The sequence below is a fragment of the Oscillibacter sp. 1-3 genome (genome assembly GCF_000403435.2).
Lineage (GTDB): Bacteria > Bacillota > Clostridia > Oscillospirales > Oscillospiraceae > Oscillibacter.
This window is the reverse complement of record NZ_KE159710.1, coordinates 436,298-462,443: the sequence shown is the minus strand read 5'-3', so window position 1 is coordinate 462,443 and position 26,146 is coordinate 436,298. Positions and strand designations below refer to the sequence as shown.

General features: G+C 50.1%; 29 protein-coding genes and 1 pseudogene. 22 read left to right on the top strand and 8 right to left on the bottom strand.

What is annotated here, in order from left to right:
- Nucleotides 1-31 precede the first annotated feature (31 nt).
- Nucleotides 32-1,261, bottom strand: a complete 1,230-nt coding sequence (locus tag C816_RS18115; protein ID WP_016323860.1) for a class I SAM-dependent rRNA methyltransferase — start codon at nucleotides 1,259-1,261, stop codon at nucleotides 32-34.
- A 122-nt stretch (nucleotides 1,262-1,383) separates the two neighbouring features.
- Between C816_RS18115 and C816_RS18110 the strand changes: the two genes are divergently transcribed.
- From C816_RS18110 to C816_RS18090, 6 genes and pseudogenes are all read left to right on the top strand, one after another.
- Nucleotides 1,384-2,124: an N-acetylmuramoyl-L-alanine amidase gene (locus tag C816_RS18110; RefSeq protein WP_016323859.1), complete on the top strand. Its 741-nt coding sequence runs from the start codon at nucleotides 1,384-1,386 to the stop codon at nucleotides 2,122-2,124.
- A gap of 120 nt (nucleotides 2,125-2,244) precedes the next feature.
- The gene (locus tag C816_RS25740) at nucleotides 2,245-2,439 is read left to right on the top strand and encodes a helix-turn-helix domain-containing protein (protein ID WP_371254411.1); all 195 of its coding nucleotides are present in this window, start codon (nucleotides 2,245-2,247) and stop codon (nucleotides 2,437-2,439) included.
- The gene (locus C816_RS23065) at nucleotides 2,436-2,687 is read left to right on the top strand and encodes a winged helix-turn-helix domain-containing protein (protein ID WP_081646410.1); all 252 of its coding nucleotides are present in this window, start codon (nucleotides 2,436-2,438) and stop codon (nucleotides 2,685-2,687) included. Before C816_RS25740 ends, C816_RS23065 begins: the two co-directional genes overlap by 4 nt.
- 32 nt (nucleotides 2,688-2,719) lie before the next feature.
- Nucleotides 2,720-3,237, top strand: a pseudogene (locus C816_RS25140) (helix-turn-helix domain-containing protein); the annotation flags it as partial.
- Nucleotides 3,238-4,118: 881 nt separating this feature from the next.
- A complete protein-coding gene (locus C816_RS18095) occupies nucleotides 4,119-4,313 on the top strand; it encodes a hypothetical protein (RefSeq protein ID WP_040656027.1) in 195 nt (64 codons plus the stop codon).
- A gap of 114 nt (nucleotides 4,314-4,427) precedes the next feature.
- Nucleotides 4,428-5,603 carry an HAD family hydrolase gene (locus C816_RS18090; protein ID WP_016323857.1) on the top strand — a complete coding sequence of 392 codons (1,176 nt, stop codon included), beginning with the start codon at nucleotides 4,428-4,430 and terminating at the stop codon, nucleotides 5,601-5,603.
- Between the two features lie 414 nt (nucleotides 5,604-6,017).
- Here C816_RS18090 and C816_RS18085 read toward each other — a convergent pair whose 3' ends face one another.
- Complete coding sequence (locus C816_RS18085; protein WP_016323856.1) at nucleotides 6,018-6,557, bottom strand: TetR/AcrR family transcriptional regulator; 540 nt, start codon at nucleotides 6,555-6,557, stop codon at nucleotides 6,018-6,020.
- A 116-nt stretch (nucleotides 6,558-6,673) separates the two neighbouring features.
- Here C816_RS18085 and C816_RS18080 point away from each other — a divergent pair, with 116 nt between their 5' ends.
- The 12 genes from C816_RS18080 (at nucleotide 6,674) to C816_RS18020 (ending at nucleotide 16,656) form a co-directional block, all read left to right on the top strand.
- Nucleotides 6,674-7,045, top strand: coding sequence for a hypothetical protein (locus C816_RS18080; RefSeq protein WP_016323855.1), 372 nt, complete (start codon nucleotides 6,674-6,676; stop codon nucleotides 7,043-7,045).
- Nucleotides 7,042-7,734: a hypothetical protein gene (locus C816_RS18075; protein ID WP_016323854.1), complete on the top strand. Its 693-nt coding sequence runs from the start codon at nucleotides 7,042-7,044 to the stop codon at nucleotides 7,732-7,734. Before C816_RS18080 ends, C816_RS18075 begins: the two co-directional genes overlap by 4 nt.
- Nucleotides 7,721-7,939 (top strand): hypothetical protein, encoded by a 219-nt coding sequence (locus C816_RS18070; protein WP_016323853.1) that lies wholly within the window; start codon nucleotides 7,721-7,723, stop codon nucleotides 7,937-7,939. Before C816_RS18075 ends, C816_RS18070 begins: the two co-directional genes overlap by 14 nt.
- 397 nt (nucleotides 7,940-8,336) lie before the next feature.
- The gene (locus tag C816_RS18060; RefSeq protein ID WP_016323852.1) at nucleotides 8,337-8,735 is read left to right on the top strand and encodes an RNA polymerase sigma factor; all 399 of its coding nucleotides are present in this window, start codon (nucleotides 8,337-8,339) and stop codon (nucleotides 8,733-8,735) included.
- A gap of 387 nt (nucleotides 8,736-9,122) precedes the next feature.
- On the top strand, nucleotides 9,123-9,491 hold the full coding sequence (locus C816_RS18055) for a cysteine-rich VLP domain-containing protein (RefSeq protein ID WP_016323851.1): 369 nt from the start codon (nucleotides 9,123-9,125) through the stop codon (nucleotides 9,489-9,491).
- A gap of 149 nt (nucleotides 9,492-9,640) precedes the next feature.
- Entirely contained in the window at nucleotides 9,641-10,042 is a 402-nt protein-coding gene (locus C816_RS18050; RefSeq protein ID WP_016323850.1) for a replication initiator protein A, read from the top strand.
- A gap of 171 nt (nucleotides 10,043-10,213) precedes the next feature.
- On the top strand, nucleotides 10,214-10,396 hold the full coding sequence (locus C816_RS18045; RefSeq protein ID WP_016323849.1) for a hypothetical protein: 183 nt from the start codon (nucleotides 10,214-10,216) through the stop codon (nucleotides 10,394-10,396).
- A gap of 89 nt (nucleotides 10,397-10,485) precedes the next feature.
- A complete protein-coding gene (locus C816_RS18040) occupies nucleotides 10,486-11,997 on the top strand; it encodes a recombinase family protein (RefSeq protein WP_016323848.1) in 1,512 nt (503 codons plus the stop codon).
- Nucleotides 11,998-12,591: 594 nt separating this feature from the next.
- A complete protein-coding gene (locus C816_RS18035) occupies nucleotides 12,592-13,101 on the top strand; it encodes a hypothetical protein (protein ID WP_016323847.1) in 510 nt (169 codons plus the stop codon).
- Between the two features lie 30 nt (nucleotides 13,102-13,131).
- Nucleotides 13,132-14,373 (top strand): DUF4367 domain-containing protein, encoded by a 1,242-nt coding sequence (locus C816_RS18030; RefSeq protein WP_016323846.1) that lies wholly within the window; start codon nucleotides 13,132-13,134, stop codon nucleotides 14,371-14,373.
- A gap of 219 nt (nucleotides 14,374-14,592) precedes the next feature.
- Nucleotides 14,593-15,342: a hypothetical protein gene (locus C816_RS18025; RefSeq protein ID WP_016323845.1), complete on the top strand. Its 750-nt coding sequence runs from the start codon at nucleotides 14,593-14,595 to the stop codon at nucleotides 15,340-15,342.
- Between the two features lie 66 nt (nucleotides 15,343-15,408).
- Nucleotides 15,409-16,656, top strand: coding sequence for a M20 family metallopeptidase (locus C816_RS18020; protein ID WP_016323844.1), 1,248 nt, complete (start codon nucleotides 15,409-15,411; stop codon nucleotides 16,654-16,656).
- Nucleotides 16,657-16,821: 165 nt separating this feature from the next.
- Here the strand turns inward: C816_RS18020 and C816_RS23055 are convergent, their stop codons facing one another.
- The 5 genes from C816_RS23055 to C816_RS18005 form a co-directional block, all read right to left on the bottom strand.
- On the bottom strand, nucleotides 16,822-17,277 hold the full coding sequence (locus C816_RS23055) for an IS3 family transposase (RefSeq protein ID WP_305809370.1): 456 nt from the start codon (nucleotides 17,275-17,277) through the stop codon (nucleotides 16,822-16,824).
- Between the two features lie 9 nt (nucleotides 17,278-17,286).
- A complete protein-coding gene (locus tag C816_RS23050; protein ID WP_155979088.1) occupies nucleotides 17,287-17,994 on the bottom strand; it encodes an IS3 family transposase in 708 nt (235 codons plus the stop codon).
- A gap of 102 nt (nucleotides 17,995-18,096) precedes the next feature.
- Entirely contained in the window at nucleotides 18,097-18,579 is a 483-nt protein-coding gene (locus C816_RS18015) for an RNA-dependent RNA polymerase family protein (protein WP_155979087.1), read from the bottom strand.
- Between the two features lie 549 nt (nucleotides 18,580-19,128).
- A complete protein-coding gene (locus tag C816_RS18010; RefSeq protein ID WP_016323841.1) occupies nucleotides 19,129-21,462 on the bottom strand; it encodes a cytidine/deoxycytidylate deaminase family protein in 2,334 nt (777 codons plus the stop codon).
- Between the two features lie 27 nt (nucleotides 21,463-21,489).
- On the bottom strand, nucleotides 21,490-22,404 hold the full coding sequence (locus C816_RS18005; RefSeq protein WP_016323840.1) for a dCTP deaminase domain-containing protein: 915 nt from the start codon (nucleotides 22,402-22,404) through the stop codon (nucleotides 21,490-21,492).
- A 226-nt stretch (nucleotides 22,405-22,630) separates the two neighbouring features.
- Here C816_RS18005 and C816_RS18000 point away from each other — a divergent pair, with 226 nt between their 5' ends.
- Complete coding sequence (locus C816_RS18000) at nucleotides 22,631-23,512, top strand: recombinase zinc beta ribbon domain-containing protein (RefSeq protein WP_016323839.1); 882 nt, start codon at nucleotides 22,631-22,633, stop codon at nucleotides 23,510-23,512.
- Here the strand turns inward: C816_RS18000 and C816_RS25735 are convergent.
- Entirely contained in the window at nucleotides 23,509-23,790 is a 282-nt protein-coding gene (locus C816_RS25735; protein ID WP_371254405.1) for a hypothetical protein, read from the bottom strand. The genes C816_RS18000 and C816_RS25735 overlap by 4 nt on opposite strands.
- Nucleotides 23,791-23,867: 77 nt before the next feature.
- On the opposite strand from C816_RS25735, the gene C816_RS25730 reads away from it, so the two are divergent.
- The 3 genes from C816_RS25730 to C816_RS17985 all read left to right on the top strand — a co-directional run bounded on the left by C816_RS25730 (nucleotide 23,868) and on the right by C816_RS17985 (nucleotide 26,070).
- Nucleotides 23,868-24,320 carry a hypothetical protein gene (locus C816_RS25730; RefSeq protein WP_016323838.1) on the top strand — a complete coding sequence of 151 codons (453 nt, stop codon included), beginning with the start codon at nucleotides 23,868-23,870 and terminating at the stop codon, nucleotides 24,318-24,320.
- A 314-nt stretch (nucleotides 24,321-24,634) separates the two neighbouring features.
- Entirely contained in the window at nucleotides 24,635-25,129 is a 495-nt protein-coding gene (locus tag C816_RS17990; RefSeq protein WP_016323837.1) for a recombinase family protein, read from the top strand.
- Between the two features lie 32 nt (nucleotides 25,130-25,161).
- Nucleotides 25,162-26,070, top strand: a complete 909-nt coding sequence (locus C816_RS17985; protein ID WP_016323836.1) for a recombinase family protein — start codon at nucleotides 25,162-25,164, stop codon at nucleotides 26,068-26,070.
- The last annotated feature ends 76 nt before the right edge of the window (nucleotides 26,071-26,146 follow it).

The following is a 26,146-nucleotide window of genomic DNA, read 5'->3' as shown; positions in this document are numbered from 1 at the left end:
CCTTTGAAAAGGGCGGCCCTAAACTTTCATACTATATTACCTGAAACAGATAGAATTTCAAATAATTCGTCTCCTTCACCCCCCAGAGAATGGGGTGGTCGCAGCTTTGCTGGCGGGCCTCGATCTGCCGCAGCTGGACACCTGCGTCATGGGCGGCGTCCTGGAGCATGGCCAGAAATCGGCTCTCCTCCGCAAAGTGGGAACAGGAGCAGGTTGCAAGATAGCCGCCCCGGGGCAGGAGCTGCATGGCCCGGTAGTTGATTTCCTTGTACCCGGCCATGGCATTGGTCACGGTTTTCCGAGACTTGGTAAAGGCCGGCGGGTCCAGGATGATGAAGTCGTACCGGGGCGGCTCCTTCTCCAGCCGGGGCAGCAGGTCGAACACATCCGCCGCCAGGAAATCCATCCGGCCCTCCAGGCCGTTGCGGGCGGCGTTGGCCCGGGCCATCTCCACCGCTCCCTCCGACACGTCCACAGCAGTGACGTGCTTCGCTCCGCCCAGGGCGGCGTTCAGGGCAAAGGAGCCGGTGTGGGTGAAGCAGTCCAGCACGGTTTTTCCGGCCGCCAGCCGGCCCACGCACCGGCGATTGTACTTCTGGTCCAGAAAAAACCCGGTCTTCTGCCCGTTTTCCACGTCCACCAGATAGCGGATGCCGTTTTCCGTAATCTCCGTCAGGGGAGAGGCGGGAGGCGTCTCGCCGGGGAGGGGGAACCAGCCCTTGTGCTGGGGCAGGCCCTCCTTGTCCCGCAGGGAGACTTCGTTTCGCTCGTAGATTCCCCGGATAGTCTGTCCGTCCCGCCGGAGGACTTCCGCCAGCATAGGCAGCAGCATTCCTTTGATCCGCTCCATTCCCATGGACAGCACCTGCACAGAGAGGAGATCGTGAAACTTGTCCACCGTCAGCCCCGGAAAGGCGTCCGCCTCGCCGAAGATGATGCGGCAGCAGTCCAGATCCTGGGGCTCCATCACGGTTTTGCGGTACTTCCAGGCCCATTGGAGCTTTCGCCGCCAAAAGGCCTCGTCAAAGCGGTCGTTGGCGTTGCGGGAGAGAAGGCGGACCCGGATTTTGGACCGCTCCGACAGGAAGCCGGTTCCCAGATACCGCCCCTTTCTGCTGAGGACGTCCACCAGGGCGCCGTTCTCCGGTTCGCCTTCCGCGGACAGCACCTCCTGGCCGTAGACCCAGGGGTGTCCCCGGAGAATGGCGGCTTCCGCTTTGGGGGTAACGGTGTACCTGGGGTAGGTTCGCTCTGCCTTCATATCAATCAGCCCTTCTGTGAATTAGGAATTTAAGGTCAAAAATGGGGAGCGTTGTTCCCAATCCACTATATCACATTCCGCTGCTGATTGCCATATAAATAAGTGAGAAGGAGGAGACCACCATGCCCACCATTTATTTAAGTCCAAGTACACAAGAATGGAATCAATACGTCACTGGCAGCGGCTCCGAGGAGTACAACATGAACCTGCTGGCGGATGCCCTTGTGCCCTATCTGCTCTCCAACGGTATTCAATATAAGCGGAACCGACCGGATATGACCGCCGGGTCCTCCGTCCGGGAGGCCAACGCCGGGACCTACGACTTCTACCTGGCCCTGCACTCCAACGGTGCGCCGGAGGGACACTACGGCGAGGAGCGGGGCATCATCGCCTTTTATTACCCTGGCAGCTCCAAAGGCCAGCGGGCGGCGGAGCTGATTGCCGAGGAACTGCGGAAGATCTATCCGCTGCCCAACAAGGTCACCACGCGGGAGACAACCACCCTGGGGGAGGTGAGCCAGTCAAAGGCCCCGGCGGTACTGGTGGAGATCGGCTACCACGACAACTACGCCGACGCAACATGGCTGGAGGGACACTGGGACGACATCGCCCAGCAGCTGGCCCGGGCCCTGACCCGGTTTTTCGGCCTGCCCTTCATCTATCCCATGACCCCGGTGGGGGGCACTGTGCGGGTGAGCTACGGCACGCTGAATCTGCGGAGCTATCCCTCTCCCAAGGGCAACATCGTAGCAAATATGCCAAACGGGGCCAGCGTCACCATCTACGGCGAGTGGCAGGGCTGGTATGTGGTCCACTACGGGGATTACGTGGGCTACGCAGCGGCGGCATATATCGACACGTAAAAGGATGAGATCAACTTCTCATACTATTCCTTGATAAAAGCATTTAATTTGGCAAGATAAGCTGCTAAAATAAATCTGGGTGATGAAAATGGCTTCCAGATATAAAATAGCGAGGAAGAAATTAAGGCAATCGAGCAAAGACGCAAAGAAAATAAGAATAAACGAACCGAGGCCAAATTGAAAGCATTGGAGATGCGTGCCAAAGGAGCAAACGCGAAAGAGGTAGCAGCAGCAACAGGATTTCATGCAGCGTATGTGACACAGCTAGTGACAAAGTACCGAAAATATGGACTTGAGGCAATCTCCGAAATATGAGTGCAGAAGAAGCGACCATTCTTGCCCCCTTCAGGGCCCGGGCTGAAGCCGGAGAGCTGGTGGAGAGCAGCGAGATAGCAAAAGCATATCAAAGTGCTGTAGATCATCCAATCAGCACAGGACGGATTTATTTTGTGCTGCACCGACTCGGATGGCGCAAAGTAATGCCCCGGAGCAAACGCCCCAAGAAGGCCAGCGAGGAAGAAATTGCGGCCTCAAAAAAATTTACACCCCAATCCAAGACCTGAAAGTTATCCACAGAGGGAAGACCATTCGTTTAATGTTTCATCCAGAGAAAAATACAGATTATACAATCATGGTAAACTACCATCTGCGGGACAAATCCCTGTCCCTGAAAGCTAAAAGGGTCTGCTGTCGCAAATGTTGTTACTCCTGGAAGAATGGGACTACACCGTGCAAGGGCTGACCTACATCAACCGGGAGCAGGTCAACGCCATCCGTCAGGCCGTCCACGAGCTGGAGCGGGCCGGATATATCGTGCGGGCGAGAGAGCGGGACAGCCGGGGACGGCTGCGGGGAGCGGAGTACACCATCTACGAACAGCCGCAAGTGCCGTCAGCTTTCCCGGCGTTGAATTAACCTACGTCGGGAAAACCGTTGTCGGAAAATCCTATGTAGGTAAATCCGATGCAATAAAATAAAGATATAAGTAAATAAAGAAAAATCAATTAAAGATTTATTAATTACCCATTCCTTTCCTATACTTTCCCCTACCCCCTCCCTTGGGGATGGGCGGCAAAGCCGCCGGAAAGGAATGGAACAGAAGCGGAAAGCAGAGAGGTCAAATAGTAGCAGGGCTTATCGGGGCCGTTATCTGACCCGCGGAAACCGTACAGACGTGAAGCGGGTGTACGGTTTCTGCGGGTGCCACAAGAGGGCTGCAGGGCCTCTTGTGTGACAGCACAGCTTATAGTTCAGTAGAAGCCAGGGCAGGAGTGCTGGAGTGTCGGCCTCCTGCCCTAGCTTTTTGCGTCCATCTGTACGCCGTTAGAGGCCCGTTTTGACAGGCGCAAAATTGTATTGCCCCTATGGAAGCCTTGAAAACAGGGCGCTGAATAGGCCCTAAATCATAGGCTGATGGGCTGATTTGGGACTATTAACCGAGGTGTCGACAAGAGTGCTATGTAGAAAGAGTTACCCCCATTTTCGAGAAAACAGATATAAACACCTTGCCGCTCTCCGACACCCACGAAAAAGGCCTGTGTTTTCAATACCTCTGGGTGCTACTTTTTCTACACCTGGCCCATAAATTTTCTGTCCCGCTGTTCCGGCGTCTTGGTGCAGACTTTTCGGGTAGCCTGATAAAAATACATCGCTACATCTTTTATGCCTCTGTGAGTGCTGCTTCCGTTTTGCTTGTTGGTATAGGCCCAAACCCTTATACAGTACGGAAGCAACACCTAGTGAACAGGAAGTGAGAAACCGTATGACGTGTCCAAGTGATAGTAGAGATACATAAAAATGGCATCAGTATTGATTGGGCCCCTTATAGCCTGAAAAATCAATTTCAAAAATCGAGTAGGTGTAACGAAAAAGCCCTTTTTACATTGATTTGAGCATGCTATTATGATATACTTATAGTATAATAAACTGGAAAACTAAAAAAGTTGCAAACAGACATTGGATATAGTGGTGATTGTGATGGAGGTGTTATAGATATGGATAGTTATCGGGTGACAGTTGGAGTAGAACCGACAAACGACTATGATAAAGCGAAGCAAGAGGTTATACAGGCTATGACTTCTGTTCGTAAGCTACCTGTACATCAGCAACAAAAGTTAGCAGAGGAACTTGTTGGTTCGGCAAATGTTGCAGTTCTGCTAAACATCTTTAATCAAGCTTTTGGGAGATAGATGATTACCTTTTAGAAAATTAGTGCGTTTGTAGACTGCAAAATTTGAGCATTTGAAAACCATTAAAATTCATTCCTTCGATGAAAGAACATTTTCAGTAAAGGAGATGAGAGTATGGTACACGAAGAATTCCAGAAAAAGTACAAGGAAGGTCAACCTGTAGTTGCAATATGCTATGATTTTGATAAGACCCTGTCTCCTGATGATATGCAGGCCCAAGGTTTCATTCAATCTGTCGGGTATGATGTCGCAGATTTTTGGACGGCCTCTAATGGACTGGCAACAAGTAACGCAATGGATCAAAATCTCGCTTATATGTATATGATGAAGGAAAAATCGGCTGGCAAGGTTCTTTTTACAAAACAGCAGCTTACAGAATACGGTGCAAAGGTTCAACTCTTTCCTGGTGTGGAAGAGTGGTTTGAACGGATTCGGGCGTATGGCAAAAAGAGGGACGTTATTGTGGAACACTATATCATTTCTTCCGGGCTGAAAGAGATGATTGAGGGAACCGCTGTTGCTCAGGCAGGCGCATTTGAGCAGATTTATGCCAGCTCATTTTACTATGACGAAAATGGTGTTGCAATATGGCCGGCACAGGTGGTGAACTTCACCAATAAAACACAGTTCCTATTCCGAATCGAAAAAGGCGTTTTAGGCATCAACGATTCAGCGGTAAATGAATCGTTTTCTCCAGAGGATGTTCGTGTTCCATTCCGCAACATGGTCTACATTGGAGACAGCGACACAGATATTCCGTGTATGAAACTTGTAAATACATACGGGGGACACTCTATCGGCGTTTATAACGGAGAAACGAAAGATAAAGCAAAGGTTTATAAAATGATGCGTGATGGCCGAATTAAATACTTTGCACCGGCGGATTATTCGGAGGGAACTGAATTAGATGCGCTGGTGAAAGCCATCATCGACCGCACTGCGGCAAATGAAGCACTAGAAGCACTTCATTACCAATGTAAGAGAGAACGCATAGCCGCAGATCGAGCCAGTAGCCATGAAGAACGGGAAAAGACTGACTTGATTATTGAATTGGAAAATAGTAGTAGCTTTGCGGGGACGCATTCTGTCATCAGTAAACTACAAAAGATTGATAGCTGGACAAATGAGCAAAAAGATACTCTGTTTGAAATTGCACTGCGTAATAGCCAGGTTCTTTATATTTTGGGCGACACTGACGTAAGCCGGTTTTATCAAAAACTTTTGAAAAGTACAAAAAGTTTATCAGAGGTCGCACAAAAGATCAGAGATGTTATTGGGGCATGTAAATAAAAAATTAACCGTTTACCAAGATATTTACTACAAGCAGCCTACGCATTTAGGACCTATTCAGCTGCCTATTTCCAAGGCTTCTGAGCGGCGGTCACACAGAGGACAATACGATTTGACCTGCACCCTCAAAAACGAGGTTCTAAATGCGTAGAGATGGACACAAAAAAATTAGGGACAGGAAGCCGACACCCCGGTGCTCCTGCCCCGGTTTCTGCTGAACTGTAAAACTGTGCTGTCACAAGAGGGCCTACGGCCCTCTTGTGACACCCGAAGAAACCGTACACCCGCTTCGCGTCTGTACGGTTTCTTCGGGTCACTGATATGGACAAGACCACAAAAATTTAAGCGGAGCTGCTGACAATTATTCCTTGTGAACAGGGGACATCGCTGTATGTCCCCTGTTCCTTTTGTAAACTATTCCGCAAAAATTTCTTCCCGTCCCCGGTATTCGCTTTTTACAATTTCAAACATTTCTTCGGGAGTTTCCTTGCAGCCGTTTTGTAGCCACAGCTTAATAATTTTTGTAAGTCCGCTCTTAAAAAATTCCATGTGGTATTCAATAAAACGGTTATCAAGGTGTTTCTTTGCGAGATTGTAGTCATAAGCTAAAATCTTATATTTTTCATCATATCCCAGCTTAAAGTACGTGCGATAAAAAATCTGGTTTTGTGCTATGTGCTGGAATAATATCAAGTAATTATTGGAGTTAAATCCTTGTTCAACCTCATCCTTGTATAGCTCCGCAACCTGGGCCTCCAGCTTCTCCCGTATTGCGTCAGCTAGCCCGTATATATCCACATAGTTTGCGTAAAAGGTACTGCGGTTTAGGCCAGCTCTTTTGCATATATCAGACACGCTGATTTGATTTAGTTCTTTCGTTTGCAGAAGCTCCACTAAAACCTGTTCAATTTTCTGCATAGAGGCTCGTTTACGCCGATTATTTTTTGTATTCATGGAAATCTCCTTTAATCCAACATCTGTGCAAACATTGTTGATTGTTTTTGATTTTCGGTTCCATTATACTATTCTTGCAATAAACAATCAACCGTTGCCTTAAAGGAGGTACTCAAATGAAGAAAAGTAGTTTTGTTGCGATGCTTATGGGAACGGTGAGCGGAGTGCTGTTTGCGCTGGGAATGTGCATGGCACTCATCCCGGAGTGGGGCGCGTTCCAGCCGGGGATTGTGTTCGGCTGTGTAGGGCTTCTGCTGGGATTGGTCACGGTAATGATCTGGCGGAAAATGGAGCACAAGGCCCCCATCCACTTTTCTGCAAAGACAATTCTTGCAGCCGTGGTCGGTGTGATTGGCGCGTTGGCGCTGGGGGTTGGTATGTGCTTCTGCATGGTCTGGGGCAAAATGGTGGTCGGTATCATCATTGGGCTGGCTGGTATTGTTATCCTGCTCTGCCTGGTTCCTTTGACTAAGGGCTTGAAGGGATGAACGCAAAACAAGCTGCCATCCAAAAAATCAAGAGGACCAACTTAGGAAGGCGGTTTATTCAAGAACAACGGTTCCGGGCAGTTTTCTCTGCCGCTGTGGGCCTGCTGGCCAACATCATGTATGCCATTTACCATGGGGCTCTGGGCGTAGTCAATCAATCCCTGTGGTTCGTAACAATGTTTGCATATTACATGATTTTAAGTTCCATGCGTTTTTCTGCTGTCCTATGTGAGTGGAAACGCAAGTCTTTGGCTTCTGAGGATACAGAATATTTTGTGGCGAAACTATGCGGTGGTTTACTGGTTCTTTTGAGTTTCATTTTGGGTGGCATTGTCTATATCAGCCTCTCCCAAAACATCGCAGTCAAACACCACGAAATTGTTATGATTACGATTGCAACGTACACGTTTTATAAAATCACAGTTGCAGTCATACGGGCCATAAAACAGCGCAAAAATACAGTCCCGTTACTCGTTGTTATCCGTACAATCGGATATGCGGAAGTAGCTGCATCACTTCTGACGCTACAACGCTCTATGCTCATATCATTCGGTTCAATGGACAATGAAGATATTGCCCTTATGAACAGCCTAACAGGAATATCAGTATGCTTGTTTATATTGCTGCTGGGGATTTTTACAATTTTAACAAGCGGCAAAGAAAGGAAGAACACACATGGCACAGTCTAAATTTGTAAAGGCAAATGAGGAAATCGCCAAGAAAGTGGTAGACACATTTGAGAAGATTGAGGAAGCTGTCGTTGGAGGATATACAAAAGTGGAGGACGCTTTTGTTGATCGCTATCTCACCAGAGACGGCGAAACCGTGGAGGATGCAAAAGCCCGGTTAAAACAGGAGCAGGAGCAACGTGAAAGTAGTGAAAGCTCACAATAACATTTCTGAATATTGAAATAACTTGCCGCACGACGGCAAAAGAAAAAAAGCCGTCGTACAAGCAGGAGTATAATCACGCCCGGAGCGGCGGCTTTGAGAAGTCAGAGCCGCCGCTCTTTTGCGTTTTGGCGGCAACAGGAGGATGTCGCCATGCGATTACGAATAGATAGGTACTTGTCAAAAAAAGCCTAATCTTCACAGCGGCATCCCCTACCCAGGTTTGCGAAAATAGTCGTTTCTTGTCTACCCATATCGCCACCCCCAACGCCCGAACAGCCTTGTGCTGTTCGGGCATTTTTGCTTTTTCAGGGGACTGTCCCATCCGGCCCCGGTGTCGCGGCCCGCCCTTCCTGTTCAGATTTCGCATTTTCCCAAATCTGAACAGGAGGATAACACGATGGAAATTACCATCAAGAGATACAGCCGCAAAATGACCTATGAGGATGCCGCCACTCTTGAGGAATTTTGGGAGCTGGCCAAGCGTACCGAACGGAGCCTTGACCGGGAACAGCGGCGGCATTGGGACGGACGCGAATGTGACGAGTACATAATTGCCGCCCAGGGCGTTCTGCCATACTGTGCCACCCCGGAGGAACTGGTCTGCCAGCAGGAAACGCTGGACGAAATTCTGGCGGTGCTGGCCCTCTGCACCAAGACCCAGCGGGAACGGTTTTTGCTCCACGCTTTGTATGACCTTTCCTATGCGGAGATTGGGCGGCTGTGTGGCTGCTCCAAGGCCGCAGTCCATGACAGCATTGAGGGTGTGCGGAACAAGTTTTTCAAATTTTTCCGCTGACCTACCCAACGATCACCCCGGCATGATGGCTACAAGGTGAGGGGCAATCGCCCTATCACCGGGAGGGACAAGCTGCTTCGGCGGCTTGTCCCTCCTACGCTAAGGAGGTCACGGTGAACACCATTATTTTTTGTGCTGGAAACCCCGTCTGTTTCCAACAGCGCACTTATACACCGTTCCGGTGTCGTGCGCCCTGCCGGGGGCGTTGCGTCCTTCGGACGCGATGGGGAATTGTATTCCCCAAACCCCTTGCGCACCCGCAGAAACGGAACACCCGCTTCGCGTCTGTTCCGTTTCTGCGGGTCAGGTATCGTTACTGCCAGATCGGCACTCACGTTAAAAATGTCAAATTGGCGTTTTTAGGATTTTATCGGGGGAGCGTGTGAAATGGCGGCATCCGAAATTCCCCACATGACCTACCAGCAGTACCGCACAGCTCGGAGGCTGGTGCATGAGTGCTGCAACTATGATTGCGGAAACTGTCTGCTCCTGGACAACGGCGAGGAATGTATCTGCCCTCAAAGCATCACCTACTCGCTGATCTGCAAATGGTTCCGCACCGCCGTCCTCCCTCTGGACGCTGGCCTGTGTGCCGCCCTGCTCCCGGCTCCCTCTGTCGGACGGCGGCGGTGTTGGGAATGTGGGAGGCTATTTGCCCCGCCCAAGCATAACACCCTTTACTGCTCCACCTGTGCCGCAGAACGAACCAAACGCAGCAAGCGGGCATGGGCAAGGAAAAACCGGGCAGGAGTGTAGAAAAAGTACCCGATGAAAACACAGTCATATCAAGGCTTTCAAGACCGCCCTCAACGGGGGCCTGATACATTTCCTTCCCAGCCCCGAAAACGGGCCTCTAATGGCCCACAGCGGTGGTCTGACAGCCCCACATTAAGGAGGCCAATACCATGACTGACTACATGGCGGTAGATACCGATTTGCCGCCCTATTTCCCTTACCCCCAATTCCTGATGGATATGCCATTGTCCCATACCGCCGCCCTGACCTACGCCCTCCTGCTGGACAGGGCGCACCTCTCCCAGCTTAACGGCTGGACGGACGAGGCCGGGCGGGTCTATCTCATTTTCCCCGTGGAGAAAATTGCGGCGGCGCTGAACAGGAGCCTTTCATCAGCCAAGAACGCATTGGCCGAGTTGTCGGCGGCAGGGCTGATTGAGCGAAAGCGGCGGGGACAGTTCCTGCCCAATCTGATTTATGTGAAACTGCCTGATGGACAAAGAATTATCCCATCCCAGATGGACAAAGGATTGTCCATCACGGGGGCAGAAAATGACCTTCGGAACAGTTAGAAAACAAGACCTTCCGCAGATAGAAAACTACCCCCAAATCAAACAAATAGAAACAAATAAATGAATCAAACGAGTGGGAGTAAATAGCGCCCACTTTTCGGACAAACGCCGGACAAATGTCCGCAGCTACATCACAGGCCCGTTTGAAAATTTGAAAACAAGGAGTTGCCTATGGAGCATATCAGCTACAAGAAACAGACCGAGATTGTCAATTTCCAGGGCCGAGAAATCCCGCTGGAAAACCTCATGCCCATTCTCTCCCCGGAACAGGAGGCGGCGAAGCGCCGGGAGTTGGAGCAGCGGCTTTATGAAGTGTTCCGCAAGTACCAGCAGAGGGAAACGCCTGCCTCGTGATTTTTTCAGATAGAGATTGATTTGCGGGGCTGCTGACAGTATAATGAAGCTGTCAGCAGCTCCGTTTCTTTTCAGAAAGGGAGCGCAAAATGAACAACCGAATTGACGCGATTTATGCAAGACAGTCCATTGACAAAAAGGATAGTATCTCTATCGAAAGTCAGATTGAGTTTTGCAAATATGAGTTGAGGGGTGGAAGCTGCCAGGAGTATCAAGACAAGGGTTACAGTGGTAAGAATACGGACAGGCCCCAGTTTCAAATGCTGGTAGAGGACATCAAGCGCGGGCTGATTGCCAGGGTGGTCGTTTACAAGCTCGACCGCATCAGCCGTTCCATTCTGGACTTCGCAAACATGATGGCTTTGTTCCAGGAGTACAACGTGGAATTTATTTCTTCCACAGAGAAGTTCGACACGTCCACGCCGATGGGCCGGGCGATGCTGAACATCTGCATTGTGTTCGCACAGTTGGAGCGCGAGACAATCCAGAAGCGGGTGCAGGACGCATGGTATGCCCGGTGTCAGCGCGGTTTCAAAATGGGCGGGCGTGCGCCTTATGGATTTCGGACGGAGCCTATCATCATTGACGGCATCCATACAAAGAAGCTGGTGATTGAGCCGACCGAGGCGGCGTTCGTGCGTAAGATGTACGAGATGTATATTGACCCCCAGGTGTCGCTTCACGACATCACCCGGCAGCTTACCGAGCAGGGGATGCGGACATACTTCGGCAAACCGTTTTCCAGGGCGACCATCAGCATCATGCTTCGTAATCCCATTTACACCATGGCTGACTTGGATATTTACGAGTTTTTCAAGAGCCAAGGGACGAACATCTACAACGATGCCGCCGACTTCGTAGGGACAAACGGATGTTACTACTACCGGAGCAAGGACAGCACCGAGAATAAGCACACGCACTTGGAAGGCCAGACGCTGGTGCTGGCCCCCAGCGAGGGCTTTATCCCGTCTGATTTGTGGCTTAGAGTTCGCAAGAAGATGATGGCGAACCAGACCTATCAACCGGCCAGGAAAGCCCGCAACACCTGGATGGCGGGGAAAATCAAGTGCGGCAAATGTGGCTATGCTCTGATGTCGGCCCACTCCTGCGGGTATCTCTATCTGCGCTGTACGAAACACGCTGACAGCAAGTTTTGTTCCGGCTGCGGTACAATCCGTCTCCGCGATTTAGAGGCGGTAGTTTACCAGCAGATGGTGAAGAAGCTGGAGGACTACAAGACGCTGACGGGCCGCAAAAAGAGAAGAGCCGCCAGCCCGAAACTGACGGCAAAGCAGATGGAGCTGGCCCAGGTGGAGAGCGAGATTGAAAAGCTGCTGGACACGCTGACGGGCGCGACCCCGGTGCTGATCTCCTATGCCAATGCCAAGATTGAGGAATTGGACAGCCGCCGTCAGGCCCTTGCCAGCGAGATTGCCAAGCTGACCGCCGAGGCCGTGTCCCCGGAGCAGATTGACACGATTTCCAATTATCTGGATGATTGGGAGAATGTCAGCTTTGAGGACAAGCAGCAGGTGGTGGATTTGATGATTACCGTTATTCGCGCCACCAGCGAGAAGCTGCAAATTGAATGGAAAATCTGACGGTGGGTATACCGTCAGACCAATTTCTTTTTATGCCCTTGTCCAGTGTAGTTCAAATAACGGCCCTGATAACCCCTGCTACTATTCGGTCTCTTTCAGTTCCATTCCCTTCCGGCGGTTCTGCCGCCTGTTTCCCAAAGGGAGGGGTAGGGGAAAGGATAGGGAAGGAATGGGTAATTGATTGATCTTTACTTGATTACGATAGCAGAGGAAATCTGGTAGAAAGCGCAGAAGCATATTCTGATGAGATTAGCTATTAAATCATATTTGGCAAGGCCCGGAGAAAAAGCTCCGGCCTTGCTTTTTATGTTGCACTTTTCAACCGCAGGTGTCTTTCAGTAATAGAGGGCAGCAATGGAACCAAACCGGAGAAATCAGATTTCTTCAAAAAAAGCAAAATTCCAATGTTGCACTTTGGGCGCTTGATTGTCTTTAATATATTAGAGGGCAGTCAAGGCCCCGGACTACAAAAGAGAAAGAGGTAAGTCCCATGCAGAAGTAAACAGGCGCTCCACCGAAGAGCGGGAGCGCCGCGAAGAAAACTCGACACCCAAAACCACATGACAAATGAGAGGAGTTTGTAAAATAAAGAAGATGAAGAAGCTGAACGCCCTGCTGCTGACGCTGGTCATGAGTCTGCCCCTGGCCGTCCCCAGCTTTGCCGCTGAGCCCCAAGAGGTCGCTAAGGAAAATGCTATCTGTCTGAGGGCAGGCGATTCGGTCACCGTCAACGGAATTACCATTTCAATGGATGAAGTAGATGAGGCAGAGGCCCTCAATACAGCCAGAGCAGGCAAACATTATCTCGTTCCCACTCGAACCTGGACAAAAACTGAGGTGTTTGGCGACAATGCTACCTGCAAAAAGGCATATGGGAATACGCTGGCATTTGACCTTGACAACAGAAGTGCTGGTGATTTGACTCTGGATGTTTGGGTCGGCAACAGCAGCGATAGTTTTTATTGTGTTATGAACACTGACAGGACATACAGGGTTACACTGAACGGGTTGTTTGATTTTACGGGCGAGGTTAAAGCTACTTGGAGTGTCTATCCCTCTGATCTCTACAACGTGAATTTCACAATTGATGCGTATCAGTATTAACAAATCATTTGTTCGGGAAGGAATGGCAGTATGAAAACCGGCAAAAAAATTGTTTCGTTTTTGAGCGGAGCTGCAGTTACACTTTTGACGGTAAGCTGCCTGACCACCGCCCTGGCAGCCGGCGGAAAGGTGAGCTATAACTTCGCCAACGTCTCCCTGGACGGGGAGACGAAGATCACCGCCGGGCAGGATATCACCGCCGCCAACGGGCAGATGGTCCCCGGTACCATCCTCTTTACCGATGCCGAGGGCGGCAAGACCAACTACCTGCCCATCCGGGCCGTCAGCGAGCTGCTGGGGGTGGAGATCGGGTATGACTCCGCCACGAAAACAATCCTTTTGGGTGGTCAGACAAATCAGATGCCGCTGGAGTATGAGGCGGGGAGCGAGGCGGTGACTGTCCCTGGCCGCCAATGGCTGCGGGAGCTAAAAAACGGCGGCATCCACTACTACTGGCCCAAGGCCAGCAAGGTGTCCCAGTACACCGATCTCCCCGCATTCCAGCCCACTTGGCTTCCCGAGGGCTTTGCGCTGAACGGCGTCTGGGTCAGCCCCATCAGTACACCCAATTCTACCGTAGGCTGGAACTACGAGAAGGACAGGAAGTATCTGGTGTCCTTCACCTGCTACCGCCCCACTGAAAAGCCCTGCGGCTCAGGCTACGGTGTGGAGGTGGACACTGCCGCCCTGCTGTGGGCAGCCACCGTCCAGGGACGCTCCGCAGACTTCTACCAGATCAATAACATGGCAAATCTGGTCTGGGAGGACAGCGTGGGGAATCTCTTCTGGCTTGAAAGCAATCTGGATCAGGCCACCCTGGAGAAAATTGCCAGCAGTGTGAAGGAACTCAAGGAAAAGGCACTTCCAGTGTATCAAATGGGTTGGATGCCGGATGGCTTTTTGAAGCGTAATTCCACGGTCACGCCCCAGATGGTGACCGAGCGGTGGGAAAGAGCCACCCAAGCTGATGGACAGCCCCGCATCAGCACCCAGTTCAGGTGGTATTACTCCAGAGGCCTCCAGGCTGCCCCTGCGGGAACGCCAGAGACGATAACGATAAAGGGTATTCAGGCCCAATACTGGAGGACTGATCCCAACGCGGAACCCTCAACGGCCTCCGCCGGTGAAACGGTGATCTCTATCTCCACAACAGAGGCCCAGATGAACACCCTCCTCCGGACAGACCCGCAGACCGGCATCACCTTCCGCCTCCTGGCCCCGTTGGACAAGGACGTGATGATCCGTATGGCCGAGAGCATTTCGCCAAAATAGCCTCAACAGATTTTTGAAAGTGGAGTGCAGCTATAGTCTGCCCTCCACTTTCTTTATCTTGAATATCATGACTAAATGCATTTTTATATGCCAATAAAGCACATCTTTATTATTTCCAATTTCAAAATCTAAAAAAATATTTCTCTCAATCAAAATAGCAAACCAGAAATATTTGACAGTCTCCTCATATTTGGCATATAATCTAATCATAAAATTTGTATGGGAGGTGTTGATAATTATGGGGCAAGGAGGCAAGAAAAAAGTAGACCAACACAGTCTGATCAGGACAAAGTACCAAAAAATACGTCATTAGTTTTAACTGCTTTTCAAACAGCATGCCTCGCTGTTATTGTTATGAATGCCACATTTATTGGAAATCTGTTATATCATAGTTTGTTTAATGAGTATGCTAGAAAACAGTCATGGCAATCACTAGTTTTTTTAATTCTTGTTGTTATTTTAAACTTTCTAGAAATTATAAATAATTGCGCTTCCATCTCAAAATATTTTGAATCATTTTACAACAGCATATTATTATTGATAGACATTATAACCCTCGCTATCTTTTTTTGGCAAATATACATCCTTATTGAGGTGCAAAAAAGCTCAACAGGAATAACAGAAATCTCAAGCATTGAGCTAGGGCAAAACATAATCAAAATCATTATTTATTCTTATTTATGCATATACATTTCGTATGTGGTATGGAACTATCTCATTGTTAAAGAAATCGATAAAAGAAGCAAAACTTCTCATACCAATAAGGAGCCCGACACAAGGGAAAGTATTTTGAACTCAACAATAATGCGCCTGATGCAAATTGGTTTTATATGCACAAACCTTGTCCTTGAATTTAAATCTATTACCATTGTCTTTCTCAATTTCATATTGAGTGTATGGATTTTATGTACTGTTCTTCATAATAAAACTTTAAATATTTTTGAAGAAATTATAAAATCCAAGAAGTAGAACAACAAAACCTTTTTTAAGCGCAGCACCACCGGTTCCCCAAAACAACGAAAGTAGGCGCGAACCATGAAAAACCAAATATCAAAACGAGCAGATGAACTCAAAGAGAACATGATTCTACTCGCTCAATCCATTCACAATTATCCAGAATTATCCGGTCAGGAATATTACGCATCCAAATGCCATATGGAGTTGCTGGCACAAAATAACTTTAACATCGAATACCCTTTTGCCGGAATCGATACAGCTTTTAAGGCGGTGTTTGCTGGGAAATCCTCCGGACCTACAATCGCCTACTTAGCTGAATACGATGCCCTCCCAAATATTGGACATGGGTGTGGTCACGATCTGTTAGGCGCGGTCAGCACTGTTGCCGCTATCGCGCTCACATCAGTGATTCATAAAACTGGCGGTCGTGTGGTAGTACTGGGCTGTCCAGCGGAAGAAAGCAGCGGTGCAAAGGTAGAGTTCGTCAAAAAGGGTGCTTTTCGGAATGTTGACGCGGCGATGCTAGCCCATCCATATGATTGCTTTTGCGAAAGTGGGAGTTCTCTTGCGTTGGAACCGCTGCGATTTGAGTTTTTTGGAAAAGAGGCCCATGCGGTCGAATACCCATCACAGGGACGCAACGCTCTGGAAGGTCTTGTTCTCTTTTTTCATGAGTGTATCAACTTACAGCGGCAACTGCCGCCTGACATAAAACTCAATGGAATTATATCTCAGGGAGGCGCTGTTGCTAATCTTATCCCAGATTATGCCTGCGGAGATTTCCACCTGCGCGCTTCCACAAGCGCTAAACTAGACGAACTCCATGAAAAAGTCGCAGCTTACGCAAAACACTCGGCTGATTCAACTGGGACAACTGTAAAAATCTCACATTTTGAAACGCCTTATAAAGAAATGGTTACAAATCAAATTCTTTCTGACTGCTTCACAAAAAATCTTCACGCTCTAAACTGTTTTGAAATCGCCCCAGCAATGACACAGCCCTTTTCTCTCGATATGGGCGACGTAAGCCACATATGTCCTGCTATCCATCCTTATTTTAATGTATGTGGCACATCACACGCAGATCTTCACACAAGAGAATTTGCCAGGCAGGTAAATTCAGACTATGCATATACCCAGGGACTCATCACAGCAAAAGCATTGGCATTTACTGGTGCAGATTTATTAATGTCTTCTTCCTTACTGCAAAAAGTTAAGGCCGCACACATACCGGCAGAACATGATACTTTTAGAAAAGCTCTGACCCAGAACCTGACCCAGAACAGGAAATATCCCTGTGGAACCAACGGAGCGGATGGTAGATAAGACGCTCTATCAGCTAAACAAACAGTGCCAAACAAGGCTGAAAAGAGCTGTCACCATCTCCCAGACAAGCTGCGGACCAGAAGGCTGGGGGTTCGAATTGAATTGGCGGGGGTATTTTGGACAATCTTTTTTGGAAAGTCCAAAATACCCTCGCTGATTTTATGCCTAGTAATAATCGCTTTCTACTTGGCTTGGAGTTCGGTAACCAAACTTTTGATGCGGTCTGCGGTTGTTGAAAAAATCAATGTACTCAGCAACAGAATCCCTTAGTTCCTCCTCAGTTTTATATTGACGACGGGCAACTTCCTCGGCTTTGATTGTTCGGAAGAACGCTTCGGCCACAGCGTTATCGTATGGACAACCAGGAGCAGAAAAGGATTGTGCGACGTTGAGAGACCGAAGTAATTTTCGAAAACTATAAGCGGTATATTGTGAGCCCTGGTCACTGTGGAATAATAATCCAGATGGAACGTTCCGGCTGCGATAAGCATCCAGGAACGCTTTTTCTACAATTGGGGCTTCTTGGTTGTTATCAATTTGATGGGCGATGACCTTTCGAGAAAATAGATCGATGATGACACAGAGGTAATATCGCTCATAATTCACATACAGCATGGTAATATCACTGACCTAAACCTTGTTGGGGTGCTCTTGGTGGAAGTCTTGCTTAAGCCTGTTATGTCGATATATCCCTTTAGGCGTAAAATTGCAGTGAGTACCTTTCATGGTGGATATACATACAAGCCCCGTCTCCTTCATGAGCCGGCTAATCCGCTCTGGACTGATTGTATATCCTTGGGCCATCATAATTGCCCGAATCTTTTTTGCTCCAATCCGGCCTTGCGTCTCTTCAAATATCCTCTGAATAATGGGACGAAATACTTCATCTTCTTTTTCAATCACTGTCTGTTCTGGCCGGCGCAAAGTATGATGATAATATGTAGAGCGAAGAACTCCGAGTACTCTGCATGGTGCATGGACACCAAACTCAGGAACGAGTTTTTCAATAGCAGCTAACTTTTCATGCAGTGGTGAATCCAACGTACAGCCGCAACGTTTCCATATTTCCAGTTCTGATTCCAGTTTTTTGATTCGCTTTTCCAGCAAATACACAGTTCTTGCTGTGATGGGTGGACTGTTGGTCTTTACAGATGTTATATTATATTGCTTGATCCAGTTGTAGAGCGTACTTTTAGAGATATTTAGTTCGGCACACAAATCGGTTACTTTTTCTCCAGAATGGTATCGCGTAACAGTCAGAGTTCTATCTGATATTGAATACTTCAAAGGCAATCTTTCCCCTCCTGCTGATATGTAAATCGTGTTTGCTGTTGCCATGAGCAATAATAAACGCTCGTTTACAAAAATTCGACTTTATGGTATCATAATAGCATACCTAGAGCAGATGTGAAACCAGTTTCAGTAGAGGACGGGATAAAATCAACGAGGACATTGACCTATGTACCATATGGCGTCCGGCATCTTCGCCTTTGGCTGCGCGTACCCGTTTCGCGGAGGCTCCAGCGGCTTCTTCGGCACCTTGCCCACCGTTTTGAAAATCTGCCAGTCTCCCTTTAGCCGCAGGCCGTGTCCGTTCAGCCATTCCTCCACGATGAAACGGAGTTTTTTCAGCCCGGTGGCTGTCAAGTTGTCCATATACCGTACATAATGGGCGCATAGCCCGCTCTGCCGGATAAGCTGGTCCAGAGGTTGCAGGACGGTATTGGCAAACCACGGTGATGGATACGCCCCAATCAGAACGCCGGCCTTGACGATTCTCCAGATAAGGTCCAGCACCCGCCTGTCCTTGAAGCGCTGGCGAATACGGGCCATGTCCGGCTTCAAGCTGTTGTAGAAGTGATACACGTCTCCCGAAAACTCGTACTTTATTCCCTTTAGGTCCTTCTCCATCCACCGTTCCACGGCCTCCTTGCCCCGCTTGGTCCCCCAGCCCCGGATGCTTCCGCAGCAATGCGGTTTATCCCGCGTATAAAGGTCGGTTGCAGGGCTTGGATAAGTGCATGGTGAACATACCGGTCCGGCCACTAGGCCGGTTTGCTGATGGTCCGCCGCTTCTGTGCGCTCGGGTCCCACTGCCATTTCACCTTCGGCTTCTTCTGCACAAATCCGTCCTGGAAAATTCTCGGCTACGCCACCGCTCGGGAGCTTTTGGAGCAAGAACTTGCCAAACTGACTACCTAGCCAAACCGCCCATAAACACAACTAGACCAACAGGCTCCTACCCACTGGTCTGGTTTAGTGTGTCCAAACCTGTCCAACCCCCGCCCGAACGCTTCGTACACAACGCAAAATGTCGTCTACAAAAATTTTTCAAAAAAGTGTTCGGTTGGCTTGGCAATCTTTAAAAAATCAGGCCCTTCCGAGAGGTGGAAGGGCCTGAACAGATAGGACCCAGGCAAACTGCCCGGGCCCTGCTTCTCACTATGCCTAATTGTCATAGCGATTTTCTCATCAGTCCAATTTATAGTTAATGCCCATAAACTTCAAAGCGTCCTTATGGGGCATAATCGGGGTATACATCTGGATATATGCCCGCCCGACCGCGCCGGTAAACAGGATATGCTGGGCCCGGTTGCAGGTATAGCCTGACTCGCTATACTGCTCTGCGGAGATGCCGGGATACTGCTCGATATAGTAAATTTTCTGGATGTGGTGGTTTTTCGCATTTTTGGAACACATCTCGCAAGGGCTTGACGTGGTAAACAGGCAGCCGCCTGGCACCTGTTCCGGCACCTTCGTCAGGGCCTTCTCCTCACCGTGCATAGCGCGGGAGCGCATGGGCTGCCGATCGTCCCGGTGGATGTCCTTAAAGCAGTAGCTCCATGGCAAGCCGCACAGCAGTTCTCCCAGTCGTTGCCGGTCATCGCCCAGGTTCTGGTCGAAAATCTGGCCGAGCCGCCGGCGGAAGTTTTTATTTTCAAGTTCATACTTTGAATACGCGGGTATATCCAGCTCTTTTTGGATATCCAGCAGGTTCTTCCGCGCACAGGAGATGTCGCAGTCGGGAACATCATTCCACCCCACGGAGAGGATGTTGTATTCTGCGTCGGTGACCACCGCCCCCACCTGCCGGGAGAGACACCCGGAGTTGGCTTTCGCGACGAAGGCGGTCTGCATGCACCGCTCTATGGGGGTAGGCAGGAGCAAACCGGGGTACATAATCAGGCTCACGCTGCGGACGATTTCCCAGCGCAGTTCCATATTCTTGGCCGTCGAGTTGTGGTTGTTGGAAATGAACACATCCGCGTTTTGAATGGCCGACCCCACGTCCTGCAGAACAAACTGCTGCAAGCCGCTCTCGTAGGCCTCTTTCCGTACACTGTCCACGATATGGCCGCCGCCCTGCTCGCCGACCACGATCTTCGCAAATTCTTTCTCGTCCTCGTCCAGCAATTTCCGCTTGGCCTCATCGTTATAGTCCCTGTAGATTTCCGCGCCGTGGTTGGAGAACTCATTCCAGTCGATGATACGGATGTCTCGAATATTCAGCTTCTTTTTGTGGCTATTGATAAGTCTCTGTTCCCGTACGCGGTCGTCCGCCGAGATGGCGAACAGGTAAAAGGCGGAATACCTCTCCCGAAGGTAGGTGGACTCCAGCACGCTTTTGATGGAATCGATCACAATGCGGGTGGGCCTTGCGTAGGAGCGGTCGAAGGGGTGGCGGAAGGATTTGATGAACTGGTTGATCCGCCGAGGGATGGCAAAGGCGTTGTCGCCGATGCGGTCGGCCTGTCCAGCCGGAATATCCTTCCCGCCCGTAAAGCTCACGTCCCCGTAGCGCCGGATGCTGTTCCCGTATTTTTGAAACAGCTCCGTAAACAGGGAGGAATCGCGCTGGGCGATCACCTCGTGTATCGCGTTGCTCAGGGCCGGCACGATGTTGTGTACCAGCATATACTCATAAAACATCGGAATGTCGGCGTCGCCGGACATCGACCGCTTCATCAGGAAGTCCCCGATTTGTGACAGCTTTTCCTGCACTGCTTTTTTGTCGGTATAGCTATCCAGATGCTTTTTCCACCACTTGAAGGCGATTTGAGCCGACAATATTTCCAAAAGTTCGTCCACCGCTTTCAAAAGCGGGGTCCTGATTTGATAGTGCTCCGGCCTGTCCGCAACACTGTACAGTACCCTGAACAGCTCTCCGAAATTTTTCATGACCTGATTGGGGATCTCTATGGGCGCGTCATTGCCGGTCAGCTGCGGTGAAAGCTCATCCCAGAACGGGCAGTACTGTTTCAGCTTTTCTGCTTTGGCAGACTCTCCGGACTGCCAAAGCAAGTTTTCTACCAAAGCCGACTGTACTGCCACCTGAGAAAAGGAATAGTCATGATTAGCAAACGTTTCCAGTATCTTTGATGTTCTCTCAATCAGGCCTTTTTGAAAATCTGCAGGCAGATGCTTTTTACCGCCCAGGTCCGGGCGCGCCTCTACGACCTCCTGGCAGAACTGTTCGATCCGGCTGAGTAGGAAAGACACGATCACCGTCCTCACCTGAATCACGTCGAAGCGGAGCCAGTGATGGCAGGCGTACCGCAGCAGGATGCGCCTGTCCCTCCTGGCGTCGCTCTCAAGCCCTTTTGCCCTCTCAACGCCCGGGTCCAGACTGTCAGTGCCTACCGACTCGTGGGGCAGCTCCAGCTCTTCGTAGGTCGAGCCGAAAATCTCCGATGCCTCAGAGCAACCGGAGCCCACCCGGCCGGTCAGGCCAATGAGGATAAACTCCTCGTGCTGTTTGAGCAGCTCAGCGATGTATTTTCGCTGGTTGGTGATCTCAATTCCCATCGCACACCTCCATAATCAAGCCCAGTCCTATAGGGTGGGGAGCTGGTTTTTGATATCAGTGAAATTCTTAAAAAAAGATAGTATCCAGTCCTGGAATTCTTTGGGGAGGATCCCTGACATGAGCAAAAGGACAACTGCTATGATAAGTAAAGCCTTCCAGTGCTTTTTCATCCAGTTCAGCACGCGTGTGCACCAGGTTTCCTTCACGATATATTGGGCAAAGGGATTTTGGGAATCCGACAGAGCAAGGCCGTTAAAGGCCTTTGAGACTTCCGACCAGGTCTCCAGTGAAATATTATAAAAACCGTTAATATACTCGAAAAAGGCTTTTGTAAATTTGCGGCGCCGGAAGTGAAGAAATCCGTAAAGCGCAGCTTTTATGTCTGAACGTGCGGAATACTGTTTGTTTTGCAGGAGATCCAGGCGCATACCAGTAAAGTTTGGGTCTGGCGAAGTCCTTTCCGGGGGCGATTCGTTCAGATAGTGAAAGGATATGGTAGCCAAGGAATCGCCCCTTGCATTTGGGCCCCGCTCCCTGCCCACGCAGATTTCAATCGGCTTATTGGTGGGATTGCTGAGGGCGATGAGCAGTGCGCCCTGCCAGTTGGGGTCGATGCTCGTGCTGACATGGCCAAAGCCGTCCGCCACCTTCGATACCCGCGAGACTACATAGCCCGCCATATACGGTGGGACGGAAATAAACTCGTTGCTGACCACCAGAACAGTATCCCCCGGTCTCACCTTGATATAGAGGGACATGTCCTTCTTCTGGTATACCGTCTCCAGCAACCCACATTTGGCTGACATGGCAATCATGGTCGGCGTAATGTCGTAAGAGGCCAGCTTCAGATCGATATGTTCATTAAATGGTTCGATTCTCAGTCCTCCCTCTCTGTTGCGCTCATCAATATAATCTTGTCTTCCTAACTGCCCCTTGCACATTGAACTCCCACCTTTCTTATGGAATATTCCATCAAAATGACCATTTTTCTTCCGCCCGACCGGCGGAAAGCAGGTGTGTGATTCCCGGTGAACCTAACCTTCTCCTATCAGTAACATCGGCACAGAATATTCCAAAATAAGTGGGGAAAGCAAACTTTTTACATGTCAGTCAGCCGCCCTCAAAGTCCTATATTCTGCGGCCTGTCCCGGACGCGCAGGCCAGGAAATGTGCAGGTCCAGACCCAATTTCATTAAGCTAAAGGCCTACACCACCGGCCCCATCGGGAACAAAAAGACGGTGAAAAACAACGGTGAACTGCCCATGTACTACAGTAGGGACCATCACCCCGCCATCATCCCCAGGGATATCTACTACCGGGTGAAGGAGGAGATGGCCCGCAGGGCCAGCAAACGGAAGGTGATGCAAAAAACCGCCAAGACCGAGCAGGGGAAATACTCCGCCAGATATGCCCTGTCCGAGCTGCTGGTGTGCGGGGAGTGCGGAACGCCTTATAAGCGATGCACCTGGGCCAGAAATGGGAAGAAGCGGATCGTCTGGCGGTGCGTCTCCCGGCTGGAGTTTGGGACGAAATACTGTCACAGCTCCCCCACGCTGGACGAGGACAGGCTCCACCGGGCCATCGTGACCGCACTGAACGAGTACGGCGCCATTCGGGCGGAGGTCAAGGCCGATGTCCTGGAACTGGCAGAGCTGGCCCGGAGCGGCGGCGAGGACGGCGGCATGAGCCTTCTGGAACTGCGGCAGAGACTGGATGCTCTATCGGCAGAGCAGGCGGTCGTACTGGATCAGATTCTGGAGAATATGAACAGCCCGGAACTGAACGCCCAGCTCGAAGCAGTGACAACTGAGAAGCAGAGGGTCCTGGACCAGATCGCGGCCTGCCAGCAGGACGAGGAACAGCGGGCTGCCCAAGCCTCCAGGCAGCGGGAGATGGAGGAATGGCTGGATCAGCAGCCCATGTGTTTTACGGAGTACGATGACACTCTCACCCGCAGGTTCGTGGAGCGAATCACCGTGGTGGACGCCGAAACTATCCAAGTCAGGATCAGGGACACGGAGGTTGTGATCGATGGGAAACTGTGCTAAAATAGCGCATGGAGGAATATGGTATGGCAATTTTCATAACAGGTGATACTCACGGCGATCTTACCCGGTTCAAAAAGAAAATTTTCTATGAGCAGGCGGAACTGACCAAGGATGACTGCGTCATGATCGCCGGCGACTTCGGCGGTATCTGGGACGGCAGCGCGGAGGAACGCCACCGGCTGGACTGGCTGGAGGCGAAGCCCTTCACCACCTTGTTCGTTTCCTGCAACCATGAGAACTTCGATATGCTGGCGGAGTTCCCGATTGAGGACTGGCATGGCGAATCAAAATCGCGGCAAAGCCCAGCGCAGCGGGTTTGCCGCGAAGACGAGGAGCAAGGGAGCGGGCGCAGTTTTTGGCGAAGCCGGAAACGGAGCTTAGCGGACTTTGCGACGAGCCGGGTGGGGCCAGCAGCCACGACATCCAGGACGGCATCCTGGAGCCGGACGATCCGCTGTTCAAGAAGAAATGCCGAAGGCTGGACGCCAGGGGCGCGATGTACCGGGTGGGCCACCGCTCCTGGTGGAAGGAGGAGCTGCCCAGCGAGGAGGAGTACCAGACCGCCAGGGCCAACCTGGACAGAGCGGGCTGGGCGGTGGACTACATCATCAGCCACTGCTGCCCAACCACAGTGCAGGACGAACTGAGCGGCGGTTTTTACAGAGCCGATGCCCTGACCGATTTCCTGGAGGAAGTGGCCCAGCGTTGCCGGTTCAAATACCAGTTTTTTGGACACTACCATACAAACCGGGTCATACGGGAAAAATATGTTCTGCTGTACGAGCAGATCATCAGATCGAAAGAGTGAGAGCGGATAGAAATGTCTCGGATATGTCCGAGGCGTTTCTATCCGCTTTCAATTTCTCCCCTACAGGGGCTTTGAGCCATGCTATAATCAGGTTAAGGAAATCTGACTGTCGTTTTGCGAAAGGCGTTCCAAAAAGCCGGAAACCGTTGCAGTGCAATGGCTTTGACGGTGCATCTTTTTTGCCAACGAGAGACATAATAAGTTGACAGGCTACACCAAGGGGGTAGTCTGTCAACTTTTATGTATAGTCACATAAACCCTTTGTGCCGCAGTGATTTCACTGCGGTATTTTTATTTATAGAAGGAGAATTATCATGAACATGATACAAAAAAGTGAAGCAATTAAGAACGGTCTCCGAAAAGGCTTTCAGGACGGCAGCTCCAAAATGGCAAAGCGCAAGTGCTACGGATACACGATCAATTCTGATGGAGAACTGGAAATAAATCCGGACGAAGCCAAGGTGGTGACCTGGATATTTGAACGGTATCTTGCTGGTGACAGCCTTGGGAAAATTGCTGCGGGTCTGGAAAGGCAGGGCATTCCCTCCCCCACCGGCAGGCCCAAATGGAATCGGGAGGCAATTGACAAACTGCTCTCTAATGAAAAATACACCGGACGGGTGCTGCTACAGAAGACGCTCAGCACTGGCGCTGTTCAGATCGAAAACAATGGCCTCATGGAACGGTATCTCTACACCGGCTCCCATGAGGCCATTATTTCTGATAAGATGTTCATGGCGGTACAACAGGAGAAACTCAGCCGCTCCAAAGAACCGCAAAATCACATTGCCATGAAGCTCTCGCTTTGATATAATGAAGAAAACTGCAGGAGGTCGTGTAAATGCGAAAGGTGACTGAAATTCTTCCTGCGCAAAGTCATCGTCCAATGGAACTGCGTCATCTTCGTGTAGCTGCTTACTGCCGGGTCAGTACAGAGTTGGAGGAGCAGACCAGCAGTATCGAATTGCAGGAGCGGCACTATTCACAGCTGCTTTCATCAAATCCCAATTGGGAAAGTGCCGGCATTTTTGCAGAAAGAGCTACTGGCTTAAGCACAAAAGAACGGCCAGAGTTTCGCCGGATGATCGCACAGTGCCGCAAAAAGAGAATTGACCTGATCCTGACAAAGTCTATTAGCCGCTTTGGGCGCAATACGCTGGATATGCTGCGTTTGCTGCAGGATCTGCGTGGCTTGGGTGTAGAAGTCTATTTTGAGCAGGAGGATATGTGGCTGAACGAACAGCGAATACAAATCCTGCTGACCGCTTACTGTGCCTTGGCCCAGGCTGAGAGCGAGGACATGAGCCGAAATATCAAATGGGGAATCAAGAGAGGCTTTGAGAAGGGCACCTCGGGCTATGCTGAATTTGTGTGTTTTGGGTATAAGCGTGGAGATGATGGAAGGCTGGCGATTGATGAGCCTGACGCTAAGATTGTTCGGAAGATGTTTGAGATGAGGGCTGCTGGAAGTAGTCTTGGAGCCATTTCAAAATGGCTGCATGAGAGTAAGATTCCATCCCCAACAGGGAAACCCCATTGGAGCCGGGAGACAATCAGCAAGCTGTTGAGAAACGAGAAATATGTGGGGGATGTTCTGCTCCAGAAAACCTTTATAGCGGATTTGTTTTCTGGGAAACAGGTTAAGAACCAGGGTGAGTTAGAGAGATTTTTGATACAGGAGCACCACCCGGCGATTGTAAGCAGGGAGCTGTTTGAAACAGTCAATCAGGCACGCGAAATAGATCCATAAAGGACTGATAAAAGTCAATACCGGCAGACAACAAAGTGATTGCTTTTCCCTCTCCGGCATCAGCCTTTCTTCCTGA